The 20,556-nt window shown below is 68.3% G+C and carries 15 protein-coding genes; 6 read left to right on the forward strand and 9 right to left on the reverse strand.

From position 1 onward, the window contains the following. Positions 1–36: 36 nt before the first annotated feature. A complete protein-coding gene (locus ACFQ9K_RS32740) occupies positions 37–387 on the reverse strand; it encodes a hypothetical protein (protein ID WP_378983994.1) in 351 nt (116 codons plus the stop codon). Positions 388–653: 266 nt separating this feature from the next. Here ACFQ9K_RS32740 and ACFQ9K_RS32745 point away from each other — a divergent pair, with 266 nt between their 5' ends. After that, a complete protein-coding gene (locus tag ACFQ9K_RS32745) occupies positions 654–1,178 on the forward strand; it encodes a hypothetical protein (RefSeq protein WP_378719858.1) in 525 nt (174 codons plus the stop codon). Here the strand turns inward: ACFQ9K_RS32745 and idi are convergent. From idi to ACFQ9K_RS32765, 4 genes are all read right to left on the reverse strand, one after another. Continuing rightward, a complete protein-coding gene (gene idi / locus ACFQ9K_RS32750; RefSeq protein WP_378719860.1) occupies positions 1,156–1,728 on the reverse strand; it encodes an isopentenyl-diphosphate Delta-isomerase in 573 nt (190 codons plus the stop codon). The genes ACFQ9K_RS32745 and idi overlap by 23 nt on opposite strands. Beyond that, positions 1,725–2,597, reverse strand: coding sequence for a geranyl diphosphate 2-C-methyltransferase (locus ACFQ9K_RS32755; protein WP_378719862.1), 873 nt, complete (start codon positions 2,595–2,597; stop codon positions 1,725–1,727). Before ACFQ9K_RS32755 ends, idi begins: the two co-directional genes overlap by 4 nt. Before the next feature lie 82 nt (positions 2,598–2,679). After that, entirely contained in the window at positions 2,680–4,083 is a 1,404-nt protein-coding gene (locus ACFQ9K_RS32760) for a family 2 encapsulin nanocompartment cargo protein terpene cyclase (RefSeq protein WP_378719863.1), read from the reverse strand. Positions 4,084–4,103: 20 nt separating this feature from the next. Continuing rightward, on the reverse strand, positions 4,104–5,510 hold the full coding sequence (locus ACFQ9K_RS32765; RefSeq protein ID WP_378719865.1) for a family 2B encapsulin nanocompartment shell protein: 1,407 nt from the start codon (positions 5,508–5,510) through the stop codon (positions 4,104–4,106). Positions 5,511–6,000: 490 nt separating this feature from the next. Between ACFQ9K_RS32765 and ACFQ9K_RS32770 the strand changes: the two genes are divergently transcribed. Beyond that, positions 6,001–8,973: an acyl-CoA synthetase gene (locus ACFQ9K_RS32770; protein ID WP_378719867.1), complete on the forward strand. Its 2,973-nt coding sequence runs from the start codon at positions 6,001–6,003 to the stop codon at positions 8,971–8,973. A 129-nt stretch (positions 8,974–9,102) separates the two neighbouring features. Then, complete coding sequence (locus tag ACFQ9K_RS32775; RefSeq protein ID WP_378719869.1) at positions 9,103–9,711, forward strand: class I SAM-dependent methyltransferase; 609 nt, start codon at positions 9,103–9,105, stop codon at positions 9,709–9,711. 27 nt (positions 9,712–9,738) lie between these two features. Here ACFQ9K_RS32775 and ACFQ9K_RS32780 read toward each other — a convergent pair whose 3' ends face one another. Then, positions 9,739–10,977: an alpha/beta hydrolase fold domain-containing protein gene (locus ACFQ9K_RS32780; RefSeq protein ID WP_378719871.1), complete on the reverse strand. Its 1,239-nt coding sequence runs from the start codon at positions 10,975–10,977 to the stop codon at positions 9,739–9,741. A gap of 134 nt (positions 10,978–11,111) precedes the next feature. On the opposite strand from ACFQ9K_RS32780, the gene ACFQ9K_RS32785 reads away from it, so the two are divergent. Beyond that, on the forward strand, positions 11,112–11,654 hold the full coding sequence (locus ACFQ9K_RS32785; protein ID WP_378719873.1) for a dihydrofolate reductase family protein: 543 nt from the start codon (positions 11,112–11,114) through the stop codon (positions 11,652–11,654). A 120-nt stretch (positions 11,655–11,774) separates the two neighbouring features. Here the strand turns inward: ACFQ9K_RS32785 and aat are convergent, their stop codons facing one another. From aat to ACFQ9K_RS32800, 3 genes are read right to left on the reverse strand one after another with little or no spacing between them, the layout of a single operon-like run. After that, positions 11,775–12,512, reverse strand: a complete 738-nt coding sequence (gene aat / locus ACFQ9K_RS32790; RefSeq protein ID WP_378719875.1) for a leucyl/phenylalanyl-tRNA--protein transferase — start codon at positions 12,510–12,512, stop codon at positions 11,775–11,777. 55 nt (positions 12,513–12,567) lie between these two features. After that, positions 12,568–13,707 (reverse strand): dTDP-4-amino-4,6-dideoxygalactose transaminase, encoded by a 1,140-nt coding sequence (rffA, locus tag ACFQ9K_RS32795; protein ID WP_378719876.1) that lies wholly within the window; start codon positions 13,705–13,707, stop codon positions 12,568–12,570. Next, complete coding sequence (locus tag ACFQ9K_RS32800; RefSeq protein ID WP_378719878.1) at positions 13,697–14,800, reverse strand: glycosyltransferase; 1,104 nt, start codon at positions 14,798–14,800, stop codon at positions 13,697–13,699. Before ACFQ9K_RS32800 ends, rffA begins: the two co-directional genes overlap by 11 nt. Positions 14,801–15,208: 408 nt before the next feature. Between ACFQ9K_RS32800 and ACFQ9K_RS32805 the strand changes: the two genes are divergently transcribed. Both ACFQ9K_RS32805 and ACFQ9K_RS32810 read left to right on the forward strand, forming a co-directional pair. Further along, positions 15,209–17,395 (forward strand): hypothetical protein, encoded by a 2,187-nt coding sequence (locus ACFQ9K_RS32805; protein WP_378719909.1) that lies wholly within the window; start codon positions 15,209–15,211, stop codon positions 17,393–17,395. 15 nt (positions 17,396–17,410) lie between these two features. Continuing rightward, positions 17,411–19,657, forward strand: coding sequence for a hypothetical protein (locus ACFQ9K_RS32810; protein ID WP_378719911.1), 2,247 nt, complete (start codon positions 17,411–17,413; stop codon positions 19,655–19,657). The last annotated feature ends 899 nt before the right edge of the window (positions 19,658–20,556 follow it).

A 20,556-nucleotide genomic window follows, 5' to 3' on the forward strand; every position in this document is an offset into this window, starting at 1 on the left:
CGGTGCGGGAACCAGCAGGCGTGCGGCGGTGGTGGGTCAGGCGGCGACGGCGGTGCGGAGGGTGTGCAGGGTGAGGTCGAGGTCGTCGACGTCGACGACCAACCGGGTGAAGGGGGCGCCGTCCAGTTCGATGCGGACGGCGCGGCCGTCGAATCTGGTGTCCCAGAACTCTTTCCGGCCCTTGCCGCGGAAGGTGCCTGCCGCGATGACGCCGGGGAAGAAGGTGCCCGGCGCGCGTACCCACGGCGGGCGCAGGTCCACTTCGGCCCGCACCACCTGGGTGATGTCGGAGAGATCGAAGGTGATGTGCTCACGCAGGGCGAGGACCTGATGCCCACCGACCACCTTGATCGTCACGGTCGTCCCCGTGACCTCGATTTCGACCATCGCGCACCTCGCTTCGCCGACAACTCCTACGCACCTCACAATGCCGGGCGGACCTGGTCATAGCCTGTGCCGTTCCTATGATTTCTCTCAGGGTTTCAAACATGACTTTACGTAGATATGCGCATCTATCGATGTGATTGCCCTATGGCTCACGACTCGATTCCGAGTGTGTCGGAATCAAAACAGCATAGACGGTATGGGATTCTTCCCCTGCTCGTGCTCCACCCGTTCCTGCAGGTACACCGCCCGCGAGAAGAGGTGCCGGAGTGTTGATGCTCGGGAAGATCGCCACCGCTACCGCCGTAGCCGCGGCATTGCTCGTCCCGTTCGATATCCCCGTCGCGTCCGCGCTGCCGCCCGCGGGCACCTGCGCGAACGGCGACTTCCGCTGGACCGCCGTGGACGGCGCGATCGACATGACCCCGCACGTGCTCACCTTCACCTCGGTCGGCACGCTGCGCGACTGTTCCGGCGGACCCGCGGGCATCACCGGCGGCACCTTCACCGGCACGCACATCGCGACCTCGGACTGCATGCGCCCGGCGGACGGCCCGATCACCGTGGACGTGCTCTGGTCGAACGGCGAGACGAGCAGGCTGTGGGGACCGTGGCCGGTCACCATGCAGCAGCCGACGACCGGCACCCTGGAGGTGGTGGACGGGCTCGGTCAGGGCAGCCGGGTCCGGATCACCGCCGACTACGAGATGATGACGCCGGCCATGGTCGGCGGCTGCCTCGGTCCCGGCGTGCGCACCGGCGTCGGCAGGCTCAGCGCCGCCACGTTTCAGTGAGCGCCCGCTCGGCCAGCTCGAGCACACCGGCCAGCCACGGCGTGTAGGCGTCCGGCTCGGCGGCCATCGCCGCGCGTAGCGCGTCGGGCGCCATCCAGGCATAGTCGGCGACCTCGTCCGGGTTCGGGCGCGGGGCGCCTGTGGTGAGCCGGCCGACGAGCACGTGGTCCCATTCGGATTCGACCCGGCCGGTCGACGGGTCCTCGGCGCGATAGCGGTACACGCCGACCTCGGTGAAGGTGGTGGCCAGGCCCATCTCCTCGGCGAGGCGCACCGCGGCCGCCGCCGCGACCGGCTCGCCCGGCGCGGGATGGCCGCAGCAGGTGTTGGCCCAGCGCGACGGGAAGCGGGTCTTCACCGCGGCCCGCTGCTGCAACAACACCCGCCCGGTGTCGTCGAACAGCAGCACCGAGAACGCGCGGTGCAGCTGGCCGGGCGCCTGATGGGCCTGCGCCACCGGGCAGGTGCCGATCGCGTGCCCCGCGTCATCGACCAGTTCGACGGGCAGGGCTTCGCGATCGGTGAAGGCCGGGAGAGCGGTGTCGGTCACCTGCCCACCTTATCGGCGGCGATCAGCAGGTACTGGAAGCTGCCCTCCCGGTACGCGGTCAGGAACGGCTGCTCGACACCCGTCGCGAGCTCGGATTTCGTGCGCAGCTCCCAGTACGGGATGGTGGCCGCGGTGAGGTCGGTCACGTCGACCGGGACCAGGTTGTTCTCCGCCATCGCGCGGAAGTATTCGCTGCGCGGATGGATCATGCAGCCGTAGTGCGCGTCGATCCAGCTGACCGAGGACGAGCGGCCGCCGGTCACGTCGTTGGAGCAGCCGGTGATGCAGACATAGCGCCCGCCCGGCTCGAGCAGCCGGGAGAACTCGTGGAACAGGTCGAACAGATCGACGTACATGGTGGTCTCGTTGGTCCAGATGCCGCGCATCGACCACGGCTCGAAACCGGTCTCCAGCATGTTCCGGAAGTGGAAGCGCACCTTGTGGTCCACCCCGCGCTCGGTGGCCTGCTCGTTGGCGAACCGGACCTGGTACTCGGAGATGGTGACGCCGTCGACCTGGCAGCCGAAGCGCTGGTTCGCCATGAAACTCGTGCCGCCCCGGCCGGATCCGCCGTCCATCAGGCGCTGGTCCGGGTAAACGGTGCCGAGCTGATCGAGCAGCAGCTGCGCCTGCGCGGTCTCCAGCCGGTGCAACTCCTTGACGATGCGCTCCTGCCTGGTCTCCTCCGGGCCGGTCAGCACCGAGAGGTCGGGGGCGCCGATGCCGTAGTGGTGGTGGTAAAGCCCGTCCACCTCACCGAGTTTCGTGTTGACCCGGTCATCGTTCGGGTTGTTGTTCCAGTACGCGGCAACGGCCTTCTGGTAGCTGGTCTGAAGCACGGCATCGGTGTCCGGATTGAGAATGGTCATGCCAATTCACCCTCTCTCGTTGCAGCACTGGATATTTCGTCGGCGGTGGTCACCGCCGTCGAGGAATCGCGACTTCGGCGAGCTACCGGTCGGAGTACCGTTTGCTCTCCGCGTGCCAGGCGCGGCTGCCGCCGAGCCAGGCCCACACGCCGGTGAGGAACCGGCGTAGTTCGGCGGAGCCGGTGGCGGCCAACGGGGCCGCTTCGAGCTCGAAGCGATGCATCAGTTCGTCGTGCAACTCGGCGGTGCGCAGCACCGCCTCGCGCCGGGTGCAGCCTTCCTCCGCGACCAGGACCGTCGGCAGGTTGAATTCCGCTCCGTCCGAACGGTCTTCGCGGGCCATCGAGTAGAGGTCGTTGACCAGCTGACTGGCCAGCGCGGCGGTGGGGATGACCCGGCGTACCCGGGGATCGGTGTACTCGGCGGCCTGGAGTTCGTAGCCGCCGGCGATATCGATCAGTGCCATGCACGGCAAGAAGCTGTGCGGCTGCCGGTTGGTGAGGTACTCCCAGGCCTGCGGTGTGCGCCCGGCTTGCCGCCAGCCCGCCTCGGCGCCGAGCGCGATGAACCAGCCCGCGATCTCGCTGCGCAGCCGAGCTAATTGCGCCGGCGTGGAGAACCGGCTCAGGTGCGCGAGGCCGCTGCGGAACGCCCGCACGACCGGGTCCGCCTGCAACGCCCGCTCGATCCGGGCGGCATAGCGAGCGGGCAGGTGCACGGGATCGATTGCGGCGGCAGCGAGTTCGAGTCGCGGTCCGAGCTCGGCCGCGGCACTCGACGGCGTGCCGTCGGAGGCGACATCGCTGGCCCCGGCGTCACAGTAGTAGTCGTCCACCGCCCATTCGGCGACCGCGCATTTCGCCGCGGCGGTGAGCCGATCCGGGTCGTCGCAGTCGGGGTGGGCGAGCATGATCAACCGCCCGAATCCGGCGTCACGGAGATCGTCCAGCCGTCCTTCGTACAGGCCGATCGAAGTGGCCCAAGCGAGGATTCGCTCGTTCACGATGGCGGCCAACGCGGGGTCGTCGCGCATCGGCGGGGGACAGTAGAGCGAGGGGATCGCCGACTCCTCGGTGCTGCACCGCGTCGACGCCGTACCCAAACCGGTTGGGCCAGTTGGTATGCGGCCTTCGGCGGTCGGGGATGCCTGGTTGGTCGCGGGGGTGGCGAGCAGACCCGACGAGCTCGTCGAGCCGGTCGTCACCGGCGGTGGCGCCGATGCGGTCGACGAGATGTACTGCGGGACAGTGGATCCGGACGGATCGATGGGCGGGTCGATCGGTAGTGTCGCAGTCCCAAGCCCGCGCGGGCCGAGGATGCGGGGCCGGGCGGGTGTGCTCGGGGGTGCGGAGCCGGGTACCGCCGGCGTCGGGGAATCGTTGTGCGCCAACCGTCGTGGGGCGCTACCGCTCAGGTCGGACAGGAGGGCGGCGACGGCGGTGGCGACCTCGTGGGTCGCGGGCAGGGCCAGGGTACGGGACAGCATCGACACGGCTCATCACCTCGTCAGTCGGTTTGCCGGGCGACCAGGACGTTGTCGAGCGCGCCGAGTGCGTCCGGTACCAGTACGGCGGCGGAGTAGTAGCAGCTGACCAGGTAGGAGATGATCGACTGGTCGTCGATGCCCTTGAAGCGGACGTTGAGGCTCGGCTCGTATTCGTCGGGCAGGCCGGTCTGGTGCAGGCCGATCACGCCCTGGTCCTTCTCGCCGAGGCGCATGGCGAGGATCGACGTGGTCTGTGTGCCGCTGACCGGAATCTTGCCGCAGGGGAAGATCGGTACGCCGCGCCAGGCGGGTACGCGGTGTCCGTCGACGTCGACCGGGTCCGGGTACAGGCCACGCCTGCTGCATTCGCGGCCGAACGCGGCGATCGCTTTCGGGTGTGCCAGAAAGAGTTTCGTGCTGCGCCGCATGCTGAGCAGCTCGTCCATGTCGTCCGGGGTGGGCGGGCCGGACTCGGTGTAGATGCGCTGCTTGAGGTCGCAGTTGTGCAGCAGTCCGAAGTCGGGATTGTTGACCAGGTCGTGCTCGCGGCGTTCGTAGAGCGCCTCGATGGTCAGCCGCAGCTGCTGTTCGACCTGATCCATCGGGTCGTTGAACAGATCGGCGACGCGGGTGTGCACCCGCAGCACGCTCTGCGCGAGGCTCAGCTCGTATTCGCGCGGCGCGGCGTCGTAGTCGACGAACGTTCCGGCGAGCAGCGGCTCGCCCACATGGCCGGAGGTGATCTCGATCGCGGCCTCGCCCTTGGCGTTCTGCGGCCGGGCCGGCGCCCCGGCCACTCTGGACAGTTGCTCGCGTAGCCGTGGTGCGTTGCCGAGCAGGTCGTGCAGGGCCTGGCGGGGGAGCACCAGAAGGGTTGTCCTGGTGACGGTTTTGACGGTGACCGGCCAGACCGCGTGCGGGTCGGTGAGGATTCGATCGCCGAAGTAGTTACCGCCAGCCAGAATGCCGAGCATGGTGCGTTCGTTGTATTCGCCGGTGCCGTTCTGAGTCAGCTTGCCGTGCACGACCAAAACGACCTGATGCATCGGAGTGCCGAATTCCGCGACGATGCTGCCCGGCACCAGATCGTGTTGCTGGAATCGTTGCGCGAGGGCGTGCAGCACCTCCTCGTCGTCGAAATCCCGCAGGGCGGGCAGCTCCCGCAATTCCGCCGGAATGACGCGGGCCTGCGGACCGTCCACGTCGAATTCGACCTCGCCGTTGCCGAGGGTGTGGGTGAGCCGCCGGTTGACCCGGTAGACGCCGCCTTTGACCTGCGTCCACGGCAGCATGCGGGTGAGCCAGCGGGAGCTGATGCCCTGCATCTGGGGTTCGGATTTGGTGGTGTGCGCCAGCTTGGCCGCGGCCGAGGTGCTGAGGCTCTTGCGGTGGTTGTTTTCCGTTTGGACCGGCATTTCGATAGTCATGCGTTGTCCTCACCTCGAGAGGGTCACCCCGTAATGCGGCGACGGCTATTCTGCACAGCAAAACAAACGGGCGATACGGCCCGTTGAACCAGTCACTCGAGCGAAATGGCTTACGCGACAGTGCGTTCCAGACGGCATCGATCTTAGGTCGGACAGCGGGCCGCACGCAGCGAAACGGCGGATGCCGCCGCGGATGGTAACGACACGCTGCCGATCGAATCGCCGGGACATAACGTCCGGGCGGGAATCGCCGGAAACCCGGACGGATCGCCGCCCGGTAGCTACCGTGCGCGGCGGATCCGTCGATATTCGGTCACTGACCCTGCATTACGTGCATGGATCGGGTCACAGCGGACACATAATGGACACACGATGTGGGAAGCTCATCTGAAACATCGCCGCGTACTTCTTGGGGACCGAAGGGTATCCCTCCGGTGGAGTACGCGGAGGCGGATGAGGGTTACGTTCTAGGGTAGGGCCAGGAGCGATCTTGAAGTTCAGTGCGAAGGATTTGGTCGGATCGGTGCAGCGGTTGATGGCGACCGCGCAGAACGGCCTCGAGGTCATCCGCTTCGGCGGGCTGACCCACGATGTCGAGTCGTCCCCGTTCGAGGTGGTCGAGCGGAGGCGGATGTACCGGCTGCGGCATTACTTCCCCGACGACACCACGCCGGGGCGTCCCGTCGCGCTGCTGGTGCCGCCGCTGATGGTGAATGCCGACATCTGGGACGTGAACGTCGAGGACGGCGCCGTCGGCATCCTGCAGCGCGGCGGAATCGACTGCTGGGTGGTCGATTTCGGCTCACCGGCGAGCGAAGAGGGCGGCTGGGAGCGTGACCTGGCCGACCACGTCCTCGCGGTCAGCAGCGCGATCGACGCGGTGACCGAGGCGACCGGCAGCGCCGTGCACCTGATGGGCTACTCCCAGGGCGGCATGTTCGCCTACCAGGTCGCCGCCTACCGGTACGGCAAGGGCGTGCAGAGCATCGTGACCTTCGGCAGCCCGGTCGACGTGGTCGCGGGCATGCCGTTCGGGCTGCCCTACGGGATGGTCTCCGACGTCGCCGACTTCCTGGCCGACCACGTGGTCACCCGGCTGCCGATCACCGACTCCATGGTGCGCATCGGCTTCCAGCTGCTCGACCCGATGAAGACGGCCAAGGCTCGGATCGACTTCCTGCGCCAGCTGCACGACCGGGAGGCGTTGCTGCCGAAGGAGCGCCAGCGCCGGTTCCTGAACAACGACGGCTGGGTCGGCTACGCCGGACCGGCCGCCGCCGATCTGCTCAAGCAGTTCGTCGCGCACAACCGGTTGATGCTGGGCGGCTTCGTGATTCGCGATCAGCCGGTCTCGCTCGCCGAGTTGAAGTGCCCGATCCTGGCGTTCGTCGGCGAGGTCGACGACATCGGCCAGCCCGCCGCGGTGCGCGGCATCGTGCGGGCCGCGCCGAACGCGGAGGTGTACGAGGCGAACCTGGTCGCCGGGCACTTCGGCCTGGTGGCGGGCAGCACGGCGACCAATCACACCTGGCCGCTGGTGCGGCAGTGGATCGACTGGCTCGACCGGGACGCGGTGCTGCCGCCGGAGATCCACCCGATGGCCGAGCATGTGGACAGCAACCGGCCGCGCTCGGCGGCCACCCGGATGGTGCACACGGCCGCGACGCTGGCCGAGGCCGGTGCGGGCGTCGGCAAGGCGCTGGAAGGCATCGCGAGCAATACCGTGCGCGGCTCGGTCGAACTGGCCGGCGAGGCGGCGCGGGCGCTGCCGCGGCTGACCCGGCTCGGCATGATTCAGCCGCACACCCGGATCTCGCTGGGGCGGTTGATCGCCGAGCAGGGCCGGCAGGCGCCGTTGAAGGATCTGTTCCTGTTCGAGGATCGGGTGCACACCAACGCCGCGGTGAACGTGCGCATCGACAATGTGGTGCGCGGGCTCATCTCGGTCGGCATCCGCCCGGCGATGCGGGTCGGCGTGATCATGGAGACCCGGCCCAGCGCGCTGGCGACGGTGGCCGCGCTGTCCCGGCTCGGCGCGGTGGCGGTGCTGCTCGCGCCGGGCAGCGAGTTGGCCCGTGCGCTCGAGCTCACCGGCGTGGACACGGTGGTCGCGGATCCGGAGAACCTGCGGCAAGCGGCCTCGACCGGCGCGCGGGTGCTGGTGCTCGGCGGCGGCGATTCCCGTCAGCTCGGTATTCCGTTGAGCGACCGGGTGATCGACCTCGAGCAGATCGATCCGGCGCAGGTGCGGCTGCCCGGCTGGTACCGGCCCGATCCCGGTTTGGCGCGCGAGCTGGCGTTCGTGCTGGTCACCGGCACCGGTGACCGGCTGGAGACCAAGTTCATCAGCAATCATCGCTGGGCGCTGTCCGCGTTCGGCACCGCGACCACCGCCGACCTGAACCGCAGGGACACGGTGTATTGCCTTGCGCCGCTGCATCATTCGTCCGGACTACTAGTGAGCCTCGGTGGCGCGATCGCGGGCGGCAGCCGGATCGCGCTGGCGCGTTCGCTGGATCCGGCGCAGTTCGCCGAGGAGGTGCACCGCTACGGCGTCACCGTGGTCACCTACACCTGGACGATGTTGCGCGACATCCTCGACGCGGAGGTGTTCCCGGCCGGGCATCGGCATCCGATCCGGTTGTTCATCGGCTCCGGCATGCCCGCGGGGCTGTGGCGGCGCACGACCGAGCAGTTCGATCCGGCTCGGGTGCTGGAGTTCTACGCCTCCATCGAGGGCGACGTGGTGCTGGCCAATGTGAAGGGCGTGAAGCGCGGCTGCAAGGGCAGGCCGGTGCCGGGCACCGCCAGGGTCGAGCTGGTCGCCTACGACCCGATCGCCGGGGAGATCCTGGTCGACGGTTCGGGGTATGCCCGGCGCTGTGCGGACAACGAGGTCGGCTTGCTGATCGGCAAGGCCTCGGAGGGGGTGGACATCTCCGCGGGCGGGTTGCGCGGGGTGTTCGCGCCGGGTGACTCGTGGATGCCGACGGAGAATCTGTTCCGGCGCGACAGCGACGGGGATTACTGGCTGGTCGATCGCAAGGACACGGTGATTCACACGCCGCGCGGGCCGGTGTACGGGCAGCCGATCGTCGACGTGCTCAACGACATCACCGCGATCGACATGGAGGTGGCCTACGGCCTCCAGGTCGGGGAGCACGCGGAGCCTGCGGGTGAGCACTGCATCGCCGTTGCCGCGGTGAGCGTGCGCAAGGGTTTCCGGCTGGAGCCGAAGGACGTGACCGAGGCGCTGCGGGCGCTCGAACCCAGCAAGCGGCCCGATCTGGTCTACGTGGTGGACGAGATCCCGCGCAGTTCGTCCTATCGCCCGTCCACGCGGGCGGTGCAGGCGGCGGGACGTCCGGCGCCCGGCCCGGACACCTGGTGGTTCAACCGGGCCTCCGACGCGTACGAGATCCTCACCGAGGACGACGCGGTGCGGATCCTCGGCGACCGCTGACGCAGTGAATCGAGTTGTCGAGCGGCCGGATTCACCGGTTCGGCCGCTCGACCCGGTCGTGCGTGCGGGTGTCCCGCGCCGTACCATCCGACGCTGACGTTGCTGCCCGATTTGTCAGGAGTACTTGGTGTGAGTACGAGCCTCATCTATCGCAACGCCACCCTCTACGAGCTGCTGATCCGCGCGCTCTACGGCCGGTACTACACGGCTCGCTATCGAGCCGTCGCGGCCCTCGTGCCCGAGGGGGCCAGCGTGGTCGACCTGTGCTGCGGGCCCGCGACGCTCTACACCCGCTACCTGCGGCAGAAGTCGGTCGACTACACCGGCCTCGATCGCAACGACCGGTTCGTCGCGCGGCTGACCGAGGCGGGCGCGCGCGGCGAGGTCTGGAACCTGGCCGCCGCCGACCCGCTCCCCGAGGCCGACTACGTCCTGATGCAGGCCAGCCTCTACCACTTTCTCCCCGAAGCCACCCCCGTGCTCGACCGCATGCTCGCCGCCGCCCGCAAACAGGTGATCATCGCCGAACCGGTCCGCAACATGGCCAGCAGCGACAACCGCGTCCTCGCCGCCATCGGGCAGCGTTTCACCAACGCCGGCGACGGCGTCCAAGCCCACCGCTTCACCGAAACCACCCTCGACGAGTTCTTCCGCCCCTACCGATCTCAGGTGGCTCACCGAGAACTGATCGCCGGCGGCCGCGAAAAGCTCTACGTCCTCGACGCCAACTCCCGCTAGCCGTACACCCTGGTCTTCCCCGAACGGTCACGCCGAAGGGATCGCGGCCGTCGCTTCCGGAGCGGCCGCGAGGAACCGGCCGCCGCGTTCGAGGGCTTCGGCGGCTTCGGGGAGGAAGCTCCAGAAGAGGTGGAAAGTGTGCGTCGGGGATCGGTACAGGTCGAGGTTCGCGGTGACACCGGCGGCGCGGGCGTGTTCGACCAGGAGCCGGGCCTCGGGGAGGACGCTGTCGCCGGTGGCGGCCTGGACGAGGATCTCGGGTAGGCCGGACAGGTCGGTCCGCAGGGGCGTGAGCAGTGGGTCGTCGGCGGGGTGTCCGGCCAGATAGAAGTCGGCGAATCGAGCGGCGTCCTGGGGTGTGAAGACCAGGGGAGCGTCCTCGGCCCGGGTCTGGGCCGCACCGGTGAGGTCGATCCATGGGCACATCAACAACATTCGGCCCGGCATCGGCAGCCGGCGTTCGCGCAGGGCGAGCGTCATCGACAACGCCAGTCCCGCACCGGACGAATCGCCCGCGACGCTCACCGTTTCCGGCGCTGCTCCGGCGTCCAAGACGGACAGGTAAGCGCGCAACGCATCTTCCAGCGCCGCGGGAAACGGGTGCTCGGGCGCGAGACGGTATTCGGGGACGAGGACAGGACGTCGAGTTACGGCCGCCAGCGCACCGGCGAGATGCCGATACCCGAACGAGGATCCGGCGACGTGACCGCCGCCGTGCAGGAACAGCACGGGTGCGCTCGCCGGATCCACTCCGGCGGGCACGGACAGCAGCGACGGGACACCGCCGGCATTGACCGCCCGCAGGTGCACGTCGGTCGGCGGCGCGAACTGCGCGTGCAGTTGCTCGACGGCGGCGCGGATCTCGGCCAGCTCTGCGCCGGTTCGGTTGAGATCGACGAACAGTTCCCACAGCCGAGTCAGCCGCTCGGCGTGCTCGCCACCGACCGAGCGGGTCAGGGCGACCGCGTCGTCGAGTTCGCCGAGTACCCGCCGTGCGCGGGCGAGGAAGGCGCTGCCCGCGACGGTGAGCTCGACGCGATGGGTCGAGCGCCGCAGCAGATCACAGCCGATCAGGCGTTCCAGGCTGCGGATCTGCCTGCTCAATGCCGGTTGGGTGATGTAGAGCCGGTCCGCGGCGCGACTGAAGTTCAGCTCGTCGGCCACCGCGACGAACGCCCGCAGGTGACGTAATTCGATCGCGTCGGGCGCCGCCGTCATCTTCAGTACCGCCGCATCGGTCGGGTTGCCGAGCCGCGCACTGTCCATGTCGAACAGTCTTGCCCATCGATAGCCCGCGGGTTATGCCATTACGGGTAGTCGCTTATGCCGATTCGGCCATTCCTTCCGCCGTTCCCGCTCAGCACGATCGGAGGGACAGAACCGAACCGAAAGGCACTCCGATGCGCAACGTCGTCCTCTACGAACTGATGTCCCTCGACGGGTTCGCCGACGACCCCGGGCGAAGTGACTGGATGGGCGGCGCCGACGAACGGCTCGTCGACAACCTCGGCCGCATCATCGCCGGCCAGGACACTGTCCTGCTCGGCCGGCGCACCTTCGACGCGTGGTCGGTCGACTGGCCGGAATCGACGATGCAACCATTCGCCGATTTCATCAACCACACGCCGAAACTCGTCTTCGCCGGCGAACCCCTCACCCGGGAATGGACGGCGACCACCCGCGTCACCGAACCTGCCGAATCCGTTGTGGCCGAACTGAAACGGGAATCCGGCGGCGATATCGGCGTGCACGGCAGTCTGGATCTGGCCCGATCCCTGCTCGCCGCTCATCTTGTCGACGAGCTGCGTCTGGTCGTAGCGCCCAATCTCGCCGGTCGAGGGCGGCGATTGTTCGCCGACGACGGCACACTCCAGCGATTCGAGCTGCGTGCGAGCGATCGATCCGGCCAGTGCCTCCTGCTCCACTACAGCAAACGGGACTGATGGATTCCCGTCTGTCGTTCGACCCGGCCACGTCAGGTGCGTCACGGGTGGCTGGTCCGACACTCCCGGCCGATCAAACCCGCACGCACCGACCGAACCGATCGCCTTTCCCCGGCTCGCTCACGCCGGTAAGTGGTTGGGGGAGTTGGGGACTGGGATTTCAAAATGCCAGGGGGCGGGATGGGTGGGGTGGGCGGCGGCCTGGGTGTGTAGGTGCAGGTAGTCCGGGCGGGGGAGGTCGATGGCGCCGAGCGAGGTGAGGTGGGGGGAGGAGACCTGGCAGTCGATGAGGGGGAAATCCCAGGCGGTCAGTTGGGCGCAGAGCCAGTACAGGGCGATTTTGGAGGTGTCGCGGGCGCGGGAGAACATGGACTCGCCGGCGAAGGAGCGGCCGCGGGCGACGCCGTAGAGTCCGCCGACCAGGTCGCCGGCGCGCCACACCTCGACCGAGTGCGCATGCCCGAGATGGTGCAGCCGCAGGTAGGCCGCCATCATGTCGGATCCGATCCAGGTCCCGGACTCCCGGTCCCGCGGTCCGGCGCAATGCGCCATCACCTCGGCGAAGGCGCGATCCATGGTCACCGCGTAGTCGGCATTGGCGACAGCCCGGCGATAAGACCTGCTCACCCGCAGCTCGGCCGGCACCAGAATGCTGCGCGGGTCCGGGCAGTACCAGTGGATGATCTCCCCCGGGTTGTACCAGGGAAAGATGCCCGCCGAATACGCGTCCAGCAGCCGCTGCGGCGACAGATCCCCGCCCAGAGCGACCAGTCCGGACGGATCCGCGAGCTCGACCGCCGGGAAAGGCTGATCGGGATCGCCCAGATACATCCGCATCAGGTCACTGGCGTCGGTCACCCACCAGACCTTACCGACCCCGAACGAACCCCTCGGTGGCTAGCCGAGTGAGGGTTCAGACGGTGAAGTCGGTTACCGCCTCGATGACCCGCCCGATCTGCTCGTCGGTGAGGTCCGGCCAAAGCGGTAGGCGGACAACGGTTCCGGAGAACTTCGCGCTGCGCACGCAGGGATGCGGGGTGCGGCCCAATTTGAGGCCGGCCGGGCTCGAGTCCAGCGGGACGTAGTGGAACGGGGCGACGATGCCGCGGGCGCGCAGGTGCGCGATCAGGTCGTCGCGGCGTTCCTCGGTGGGGGTGCGCAAGTAGTACAGGTGGGCGGTGTGTTCCCGGTCGGCGGGCACCGTCATCAGCTGAACGTCGTTGCGCGCGGCCCACTCCGGGAGCTCGGCGGCGTAGGCGTCCCACACGCGATGCCGGCCGGCCTGGATGGTGTCGAATTCGTCGAGCTGCGCGTCGAGCACCGCGGCGTTCAACTCGCTGGGCAGGTAGCTGGAGCCGATGTCCTGCCAGGAGTACTTGTCCACCGCGCCGCGCAGGAACCGGGCCCGGTCGGTGCCCTTCTCCCGGATGATCTCCGCGCGCGCCATCAGGATCTCGTCGGTGAGCAGCAGCGCGCCGCCCTCGCCGCAGTGCACGTTCTTGGTGTCGTGGAAGCTGAGCGTGCCCAGGCTGCCGAGGGTGCCCAGCGGGCGGCCCCGCCAGCGGCCGCCGAGCCCGTGCGCGTTGTCCTCGACGATGGCGAAGCCGTGCGTATTGGCCAGGGCGAGCAGCTGATCCATCTCCGCCGCGACGCCGCCGTAGTGGATGACCACCACGGCCTTGGTGCGCTCGGTGATCGCGGCCGCCACCGACTCCGGGTCCAGGTTGCCGGTGGCCAGGTCGATATCGGCGAACACGCAGGTGGCCCCGCGCAACGCCATGGCGGTCGCGGTGGAGGTGAACGCGAAGCTCGGCACGATCACTTCGTCATCGTGGCCCAGCTCCAGCAGCAGGCCGGCCATCTCCAGCGCGGAGGTGCACGAGGTGGTCAGCAGCGCATGCGGCGCCCCGGTGATGACCTTCAGCTTCTCGGTCGCCGTCGCGGTGAACGGCCCGTCGCCGTGGCTCTGGTCGGAGCCGAGCACCGCCTCGAGATTGGCCAGTTCGCGGCGGGCCCGGAACGGGCGGCTGAAAATGATGCGGTCAGTGCTCAACCCGGTCGTTCCCCTTGTTCGCGGTGGTCGTGGTCAGTTCCCGGGCATCGTCCGGGTGGTCGATCGGCGCGTCCGGCCGCGGCGTCGGTGAATCGACGGTCAGATAGAGCGGCTTACCGACGAGGATATGCAACGCCACCCCGAGGTATTCGGCGATGAGACCGAGCGAGAACAGGATCGCCCCGGAGACCAGCAGCAGCACGACGATCATCGAGGCCCAACCCTCGGGCGCCCAGTTGTCGGTGGTGAGCGCCTCGTAGACGATGACGCCGGCCAGCACGCCGCCGCCGAGGCCGAGCGTCACGCCGAGCAGGCTGACCAGGCGCAGGCCGCGAGTTCCGCTGCACAGCACCATCTTCCAGAACAGCGAGAACAGCCTGCGGTAGTTGTAACCGGACTCCTCCCGGCCCTCGGCGCGCAGCACCACCGGCACCTGCGCGACGGTGCCGACCACCCAGGTCAGCGCGACATCGAGATACACGCCGTTGGACGCGACCTCGGCCAGCTGCCGTCCGATCGCGCCGCGGATCAGCCGGTAGCTTTCGAAGCGGGTCGAATCCGGGAACGCGAACAGCGTCGCCAGCACCAGCTTCGCGCCGCGCGAGGTGAGGTTGCGCAGGAAGCCGTGCGGACGGGTGTTGCTCGGCTTCGAATAGACCAGCTCGGCGCGCTCGGTGAGCGCGGCGTCGAGGAAGGTGCCGATGAATCGAGGATCGTGCTGGCCGTCCTCGTCCATGGTGACGATCCAGTCGCCGCCGGCCGCGGACATGCCCGCGATCGTCGCGGCGTCCTGGCCGAAGTTGCGGCTCAACCAGATGGTGCGCACCTCGGGATAGGTCTGCTCGAGTTCTTGCAGCACCACGTCGGATCGGTCCGGGCCGCGGTCGTGCACCAGGATGATCTCGCTGACCTGGAAGGTGGTGCCGCCGGGCGTCCGGGTGGGCCGGGTCAGCTCGTGCAGTTCGGCGACCAGACCGCCGATGGTGTCCTCGCCACGATAGATCGGCACCACCACGGAAATGGCGTGTGACCGAGACGGTCCGCCGTTCGAGGCGACCGCGGCGGGGCGGGGCGTGCGGGAAGGAATCGGCATCAGCTGGATCGACTTTCGATGACGGTGCGTGCCGGTGTCCCCCGCAGGACAGCAGGGCCCGAGCCGCCCAGAACTCTAGCATGGTGCGGGTTTCGGAATCGGGGGCTGGATCTCACCGTGGTTACGCGAGCTGCCGCCTCCGGGCCTTCCGCTGCCGCCATGTGCATCCCCCCATCATCATCGCGTCGGCAGCCGGATGCCAAGCGCCACACTGCTGTGTAGGGTTTGGAACTCGTGACGGATAGTGCAGTGTCGAGGGTGACGCGCCCGGGGTCCGCCGAGGTCAACGGGGGTGACCCGGCCGAGGCGGAAGTTCCGGCCGGAACCGTCGCTGCCGACGCCGCCGGCCCGGTCGATTCCGCTTCGCGCCGCGACGTCTACCGCTGGGGCCTGATCACCGCCGTCGGCGTGGTCCTCGGCTACGCCGCGGTGCTGCTGGCCAACGCCAGGCACTTCTACACCGACGACACCGAATCCCAGTACACCGGCCTGTGGGTCGGCCTCGGCCGCGCGCTGCGCGACGGTACGTTCCCGGTGCTGGTGCCCGAGCGCTGGATGTCGGGCAACAACACGATGGACGACGCGGGCCTGTTCAACCCGCCGCAGCTGCTGATCGATCTGATCGCGCCGTCGGTCGACAACATGGCGCTCTACGCCACCGTGGTCAAACTGATCTTCGCGATCATCGCCGCGCTCGGCGTCTACCGGATCTGCCTCGTCTACGGCGGCAAGCCCGCCTGGTCCGCGGTGGCGGGTGTGGCGTTCCCGCTGTCCGGCTTCTTCCTGTTCTTCGACGAGGCCAGCTGGATGACCGCGCTGACCGGCACCGCGTGGCTGGTGCACGCGTGGGCGTCGTCGGTGCGCTACACGCGCGGGCCCGGCGGGAGCGGTCAACCCGGAGGCGGCAGCCTGCGTAACCACGTAGCGCAGAGCGGACACGGCGGGCCGATCCCGGTCTTCATCTATCTCTATCTGACCATCTCGACGCAGTACATCTTCCCGGCGGTCGAGGCGGCGCTGATGCTGCTCGCGGTCGCGGTGGGGGAGGTCATCTATCGACGCCAGTGGTGGCCGGTGGTGCGGCTGGCGGTCGTCGGCGGGTGCGCCGGGCTCGCGGGCCTGCTGACGTTCCTGCCGAGCATGCTCTCGGCGAAGGTGACCTGGCGCGGCACCATGGAGATCATCAACGATCAGTTCCTGACCGTGCCGTGGTCGGAGTCGTTGAATGCCAGCCTGCCGAGCACTCATCCGGCGTTCACCTCCTGGTGGGGGTACGTGCAGCCGATGCCGGTGGTCTATATCGCCTGGTTCCTGATTCCGGCGCTCGCGTTCATCGACTGGCGCCGGGCGAGGCAGAGCTGGCGGGAACTGTCCGGGGTCGCGTTCTTCGCGGTCGTGATGCTGATGTGGGCGGCCGGGCCGGGGTCCATCGGTCCGCTGCGCTGGCCGGTCCGGGTGCTGCCGATGCTGGCCATCGGGCTGCTGGTGCTGGTGTGCGTGCTGCTCGCGCGCTACGGCACGACCAAGGATCTGCGCAGTCGCGTTATCGCCGCGGGCGTGCTGATCCTGCTGCTGTGGGTGCGGTCGTTCTCCGCCGATCCGCACGACGTGATCTGGCATGTGCTCGCCGCCCTCGCGGTCGCCGCGCTCGGCGCCGCGGTGCTGTGGCTGGATCGGGTCAAGGGGATCGCCGCGGCGTGCGTGCTGGTGATCGTCGCGATGTTCCCGATCGCGTTCTTCCAGGTGCAGGCCGCGCAGCCGACGCCGATGACCTGGAACCTGCCGACCAACCGCTCCGACGCGAAGGCCGCGTTCCCGGACTTCCCCGGCACCACACTGCAACTCGCCGAGCGCGGACTGGTCCAGCCGCAGGACAAGAGCCTCGACGGCGCGTACGGCTCCCTGGTTTTCGGCAACTACGCCAAGTCGCTGGAGTTGACCTACGTCAACGGCTACACCCCCACCGGGCACTTCTACTTCGGTGAACTGCTCTGCATGCGCTGGGACAGCAGCGTCTGCCCGGACGCGTTCCGGCGGATGTTCACCCCGGAGCCGACCACCGGCCGCAACCTGGCCGATCTGATGCTGCTGGACCGGATCGTGTTGCAGCGCGCCCTGTTCCCGGACGCGCGCAACCAGCCCGCGCCCGACGGCTGGAAGTGGGTCGACTACCCCGGCCACGAGCGGTTCATCTCGGTGCTCGAACGCGTCGACGGGCCGATCTCGACGGTGAACGGCCGGATCGCCGCGGCCAAGAACGTGACCGCGAAGTCGATCGCGGAGACCGACACCACCAGCCGGGTGCGGGTCAGCTCGCCGGACGGCGGCCGGGTGGTGTTCGCCCGGCTCGGCTGGCCCGGCTATCGGGTGACTATCGACGGCAAGCAGATTCCGATCACCACCGTGGCCAAATCGTTTGTCGCCGTGGATATCCCCGCCGGCACGCAGAACGCCGAACTGGTCCTGACCTGGCGTCCTCCTGGTTGGAAGGTCGGCATCGCCGCGCTGGCCGCCGGTGTGGTCGGCACCGGTGTGCTGCAATGGCTGTACGTGCGGTCGCGGCGGCGTGCCAAGGTGCCGTCCGCCGCCATGTAGGGTCTGGAACTCGTGGTGGAAAGCAGCGCCCTCGCCCGGCGGGACGTGTACAAGTGGGGCCTCATAACCGCGCTCGGCGTGGTGGCCGGATACGGTGCCGTCCTGCTGGCCAACGTCCGGCATTTCTACACCGACGACACCGAGTCGCAGTACGCCCCGCTGTGGGTGATGCTCGGGAATCGCCTGCGGGACGGGCAATTCCCGGCGATGGTCCCCGAACATTGGATGGCCGGTAACTACGCCATCGAAGAGGCGGGCCTGCTCAATCCGCCGCAGCTGCTGATCGATCTGATCGCGCCCTCGGTGGACAACGTCGCGCTCTACGCGACCATCGTCAAGCTGATCTTCGCGATCGTGCTCGGGCTCGGCGTGTATCGGGTCTGCCTGGAGTACGGGGCCAGTGCGCCCTGGTCGGCGGTGGCCGGCGTGGCGATTCCGTTCACCGGGTGGCTGCTGTTCTTCGACGAGGCCAGTTGGTACACCGCGTTTGTCGGGACGGCGTGGTTGGTGCACGCGTGGGCCTCGGGTGTCCGCTATGCGCGGGGGCGCAGCGGGCCGATTCCGACCTTCGTGTTCCTGTATCTGGCGATCTCGGTGCAATACATCTTCCCCGCGGTGGAGGCCGGTCTGATGATCGGTGCGGTGGCCGTCGGCGAGGTTGTCTACCAACGCAAGTGGATGCCGTCGTTGCGGTTGCTCGCGGTGTCGGCGTGCGCCGCGCTGGCCGGACTGGCGACCTATCTGCCGAGCATTCTGTCCGCGAAGGTGACCTGGCGCGGGACCGCGCAGATCAACAACGATCAGTTCCTGACCGTGCCGTGGTCGGAGTCGTTGAACGCCAGTCTGCCGAGCACGTTGCCGGCGTACAGCTCCTGGTGGGGCTACGTGCAGCCGATGCCGGTGGTGTACATCGCCTGGTTCCTGATTCCGGCGCTGGCGTTCATCGACTGGCACAAGGCGCGGGAGAACTGGCGCGAGTTCACCGCGATCGCGCTCGTCGCGATCATGGGGTTGATGTGGACCGCAGGGCCGGGCACCATCGGTCCGCTGCGCTGGCCCGCGCGGGTGTTGCCGATGGTGGCGCTCGGGCTGCTGGTGCTGGTGTGCGTGCTGCTCGGGCGATACGCGAGCTTCGGCAGTTGGCGGCGGCGCGGTGTCGCGGCGGGTGTGCTGATCGGGTTGCTGTTCGTGCGGTCGTTCTCGGCGGCGCCGCGGGAACTGGGTTGGCATGTGCTGGCCGCGGTTTCGGTGGCCGCGCTCGGTGCGGCGGTGGTGTGGCTCGCGCGGACCAGGGGGATGGTGGCGGCCTGTGCGCTGACGATCGTCGCGGTGTTCCCGATCGCCTACGTGCAGGTGTGGGCCGCGCAGCCGACGCCGATGAGCTGGAACCTGCCGGAGAATCGGTCGGAGATGAAGGCGGCGTTCCCCGACTTTCCGGGCACCACACTGCAACTCGCCGATCGCGGCCCGATTCCGCCGGCCGAGAAGAACCTGAAGGGGGCCTACGGGTCCTTGGTGTTCGGCAACTACGCCAAGGATCTGGAGCTGACCTACGTCAGTGGGTACACGCCCAACGGGCACTTCTGGTTCGGCGAGATGCTCTGCATGCGGTGGGACACCAGTGTGTGCCCCGACGCGTTCCGGCGGGCGTTCGAGGTCGAGCCGACCACCGGACGGACGATCGTCGACCTGATGAAGGTCGATCGGGTGGTGTTGCAGCGGTCGATGTATCCCGACGCGCGCAACCAGCCCGCGCCGGACGGCTGGAAGTGGGTCGACTACCCAGGGCACGAGCAGCAGATCTCGGTGCTGGAGCGGGCGAACGGGCTGATCTCGACGCGCAACGGGCGGGTCGCGGCCACGTCCGGAGTCGTGGCGACGTCCGTTTCGGAATCGGATATGGACAGTCGGGTCCGGGTGAACTCGGACAACGGCGGTCAGGTCGTCTTCGCCCGCCTCGGCTGGCCCGGCTATCGGGCAACCCTCGACGGCCGCGATATTCCGATCAGGGTTGTCGCGAAAACCTTTGTCGCGCTGGATATCCCCGCCGGAACCAAGAACGGCGACCTGCAACTGAGCTGGCGCCCACCCGGCTGGAAGATCGGCGCAGCCTCGATCCTCCTCGCCCTCCTCGGCCTCGGCGCCCTGCAATGGGCATTCCTGCGAACCCGCCGCGAGAACGACGACCCGACCTCCCCGACCCCCATCGACACCGCCAAACCCACCACCCCACACCCGGACTTGGTCGACGCGAAGAGCTGAGGTCGCGGAGGGCCACGCCTGGGTCTGCACGGGAGCCAGCTGCGATCGCGTCCACCGTCGCCGGCCGAACCATCCGTTGGTTATGCAGTCCCGCCTCGCAGAGCCGCACTACTTCTGACTTCTGGCACCGGGAATCGCATGCGAATCTCGGTGCGGGGAATCAAGAGCCGTGCGGCTGTGGGTGGCGGTGCGTGTGTTCCGGGGGACGCTGTTGCGTTGGAGCTTCCTGGACCGCAGGCAGCACCGGGCGAACTTTGCTGTCGAAGGACATCGAGCGGGTCGCAGCGGTGCTGCCCGTGCTCGAGAGTGTGGTGGTGCGACTATCAACTCCATTCCGGGCGCGCAGAGCCGCCGCGCGTAACTGCACTACTTCTGACTTCCCGCACCGGGAATCGCATGCGAATCTCGGTGCGGGAAATCAAGAACCGTGCGTCTTTGGGCAGCAGTCCGCGTGGACCGGGACGGCGCTGCTGCGCTGAAGCTCGCGTCAGGGCATAACCGTTGTCGGCTGGGCGTCCGTCCTGATAGATGCGGGGCATGGCTTGCACAGCCGCACTACTCCTGATTTCTGGCACCGGGATTTGCATGCGAATCCTGGTGCGGGGAATCAGAAGTAGTGCGGGTGGATAGTGGTGCGGGCGGATGGGGCGGACGTTGCTGCACGGGCACGTTCTTCGAGGGCGTGAACTGTGGTCGCTGGGCGGTCCATCCTGATGGATGCGGAAGGCTGGCCGTTGGTGGCGGTGCGTATGGTCCCGTGCGACGCTGCAGCGCTGGAGCTTCCTGTGATCGCGTCAACCGCAGGCAAACCTTCTTGTCGAAGGGGGTCGAGCGCGGCCGTAGCGGTGCCGCTGTCGATCGAGAGCGTGGCGGCGTTGCGAGCATCGACCCCGGTCCGG

The organism is Nocardia sp. NPDC056564, assembly GCF_042793755.1.
Taxonomy (GTDB): Bacteria; Actinomycetota; Actinomycetes; order Mycobacteriales; family Mycobacteriaceae; genus Nocardia.

What these genes read in the sequence shown, in the direction of transcription:
- ACFQ9K_RS32800 (WP_378719878.1), bottom strand. Translation starts at nt 14,800, where the DNA reads ATGCCGATTCCTTCCCGCACGCCCCGCCCCGCCGCGGTCGCCTCGAAC.
- ACFQ9K_RS32755 (WP_378719862.1), bottom strand. Translation starts at nt 2,597, where the DNA reads ATGACCATTCTCAATCCGGACACCGATGCCGTGCTTCAGACCAGCTAC.
- ACFQ9K_RS32760 (WP_378719863.1), bottom strand. Translation starts at nt 4,083, where the DNA reads ATGCTGTCCCGTACCCTGGCCCTGCCCGCGACCCACGAGGTCGCCACC.
- ACFQ9K_RS32780 (WP_378719871.1), bottom strand. Translation starts at nt 10,977, where the DNA reads ATGGACAGTGCGCGGCTCGGCAACCCGACCGATGCGGCGGTACTGAAG.
- ACFQ9K_RS32765 (WP_378719865.1), bottom strand. Translation starts at nt 5,510, where the DNA reads ATGACTATCGAAATGCCGGTCCAAACGGAAAACAACCACCGCAAGAGC.
- ACFQ9K_RS32740 (WP_378983994.1), bottom strand. Translation starts at nt 387, where the DNA reads ATGGTCGAAATCGAGGTCACGGGGACGACCGTGACGATCAAGGTGGTC.
- ACFQ9K_RS32785 (WP_378719873.1), top strand. Translation starts at nt 11,112, where the DNA reads ATGCGCAACGTCGTCCTCTACGAACTGATGTCCCTCGACGGGTTCGCC.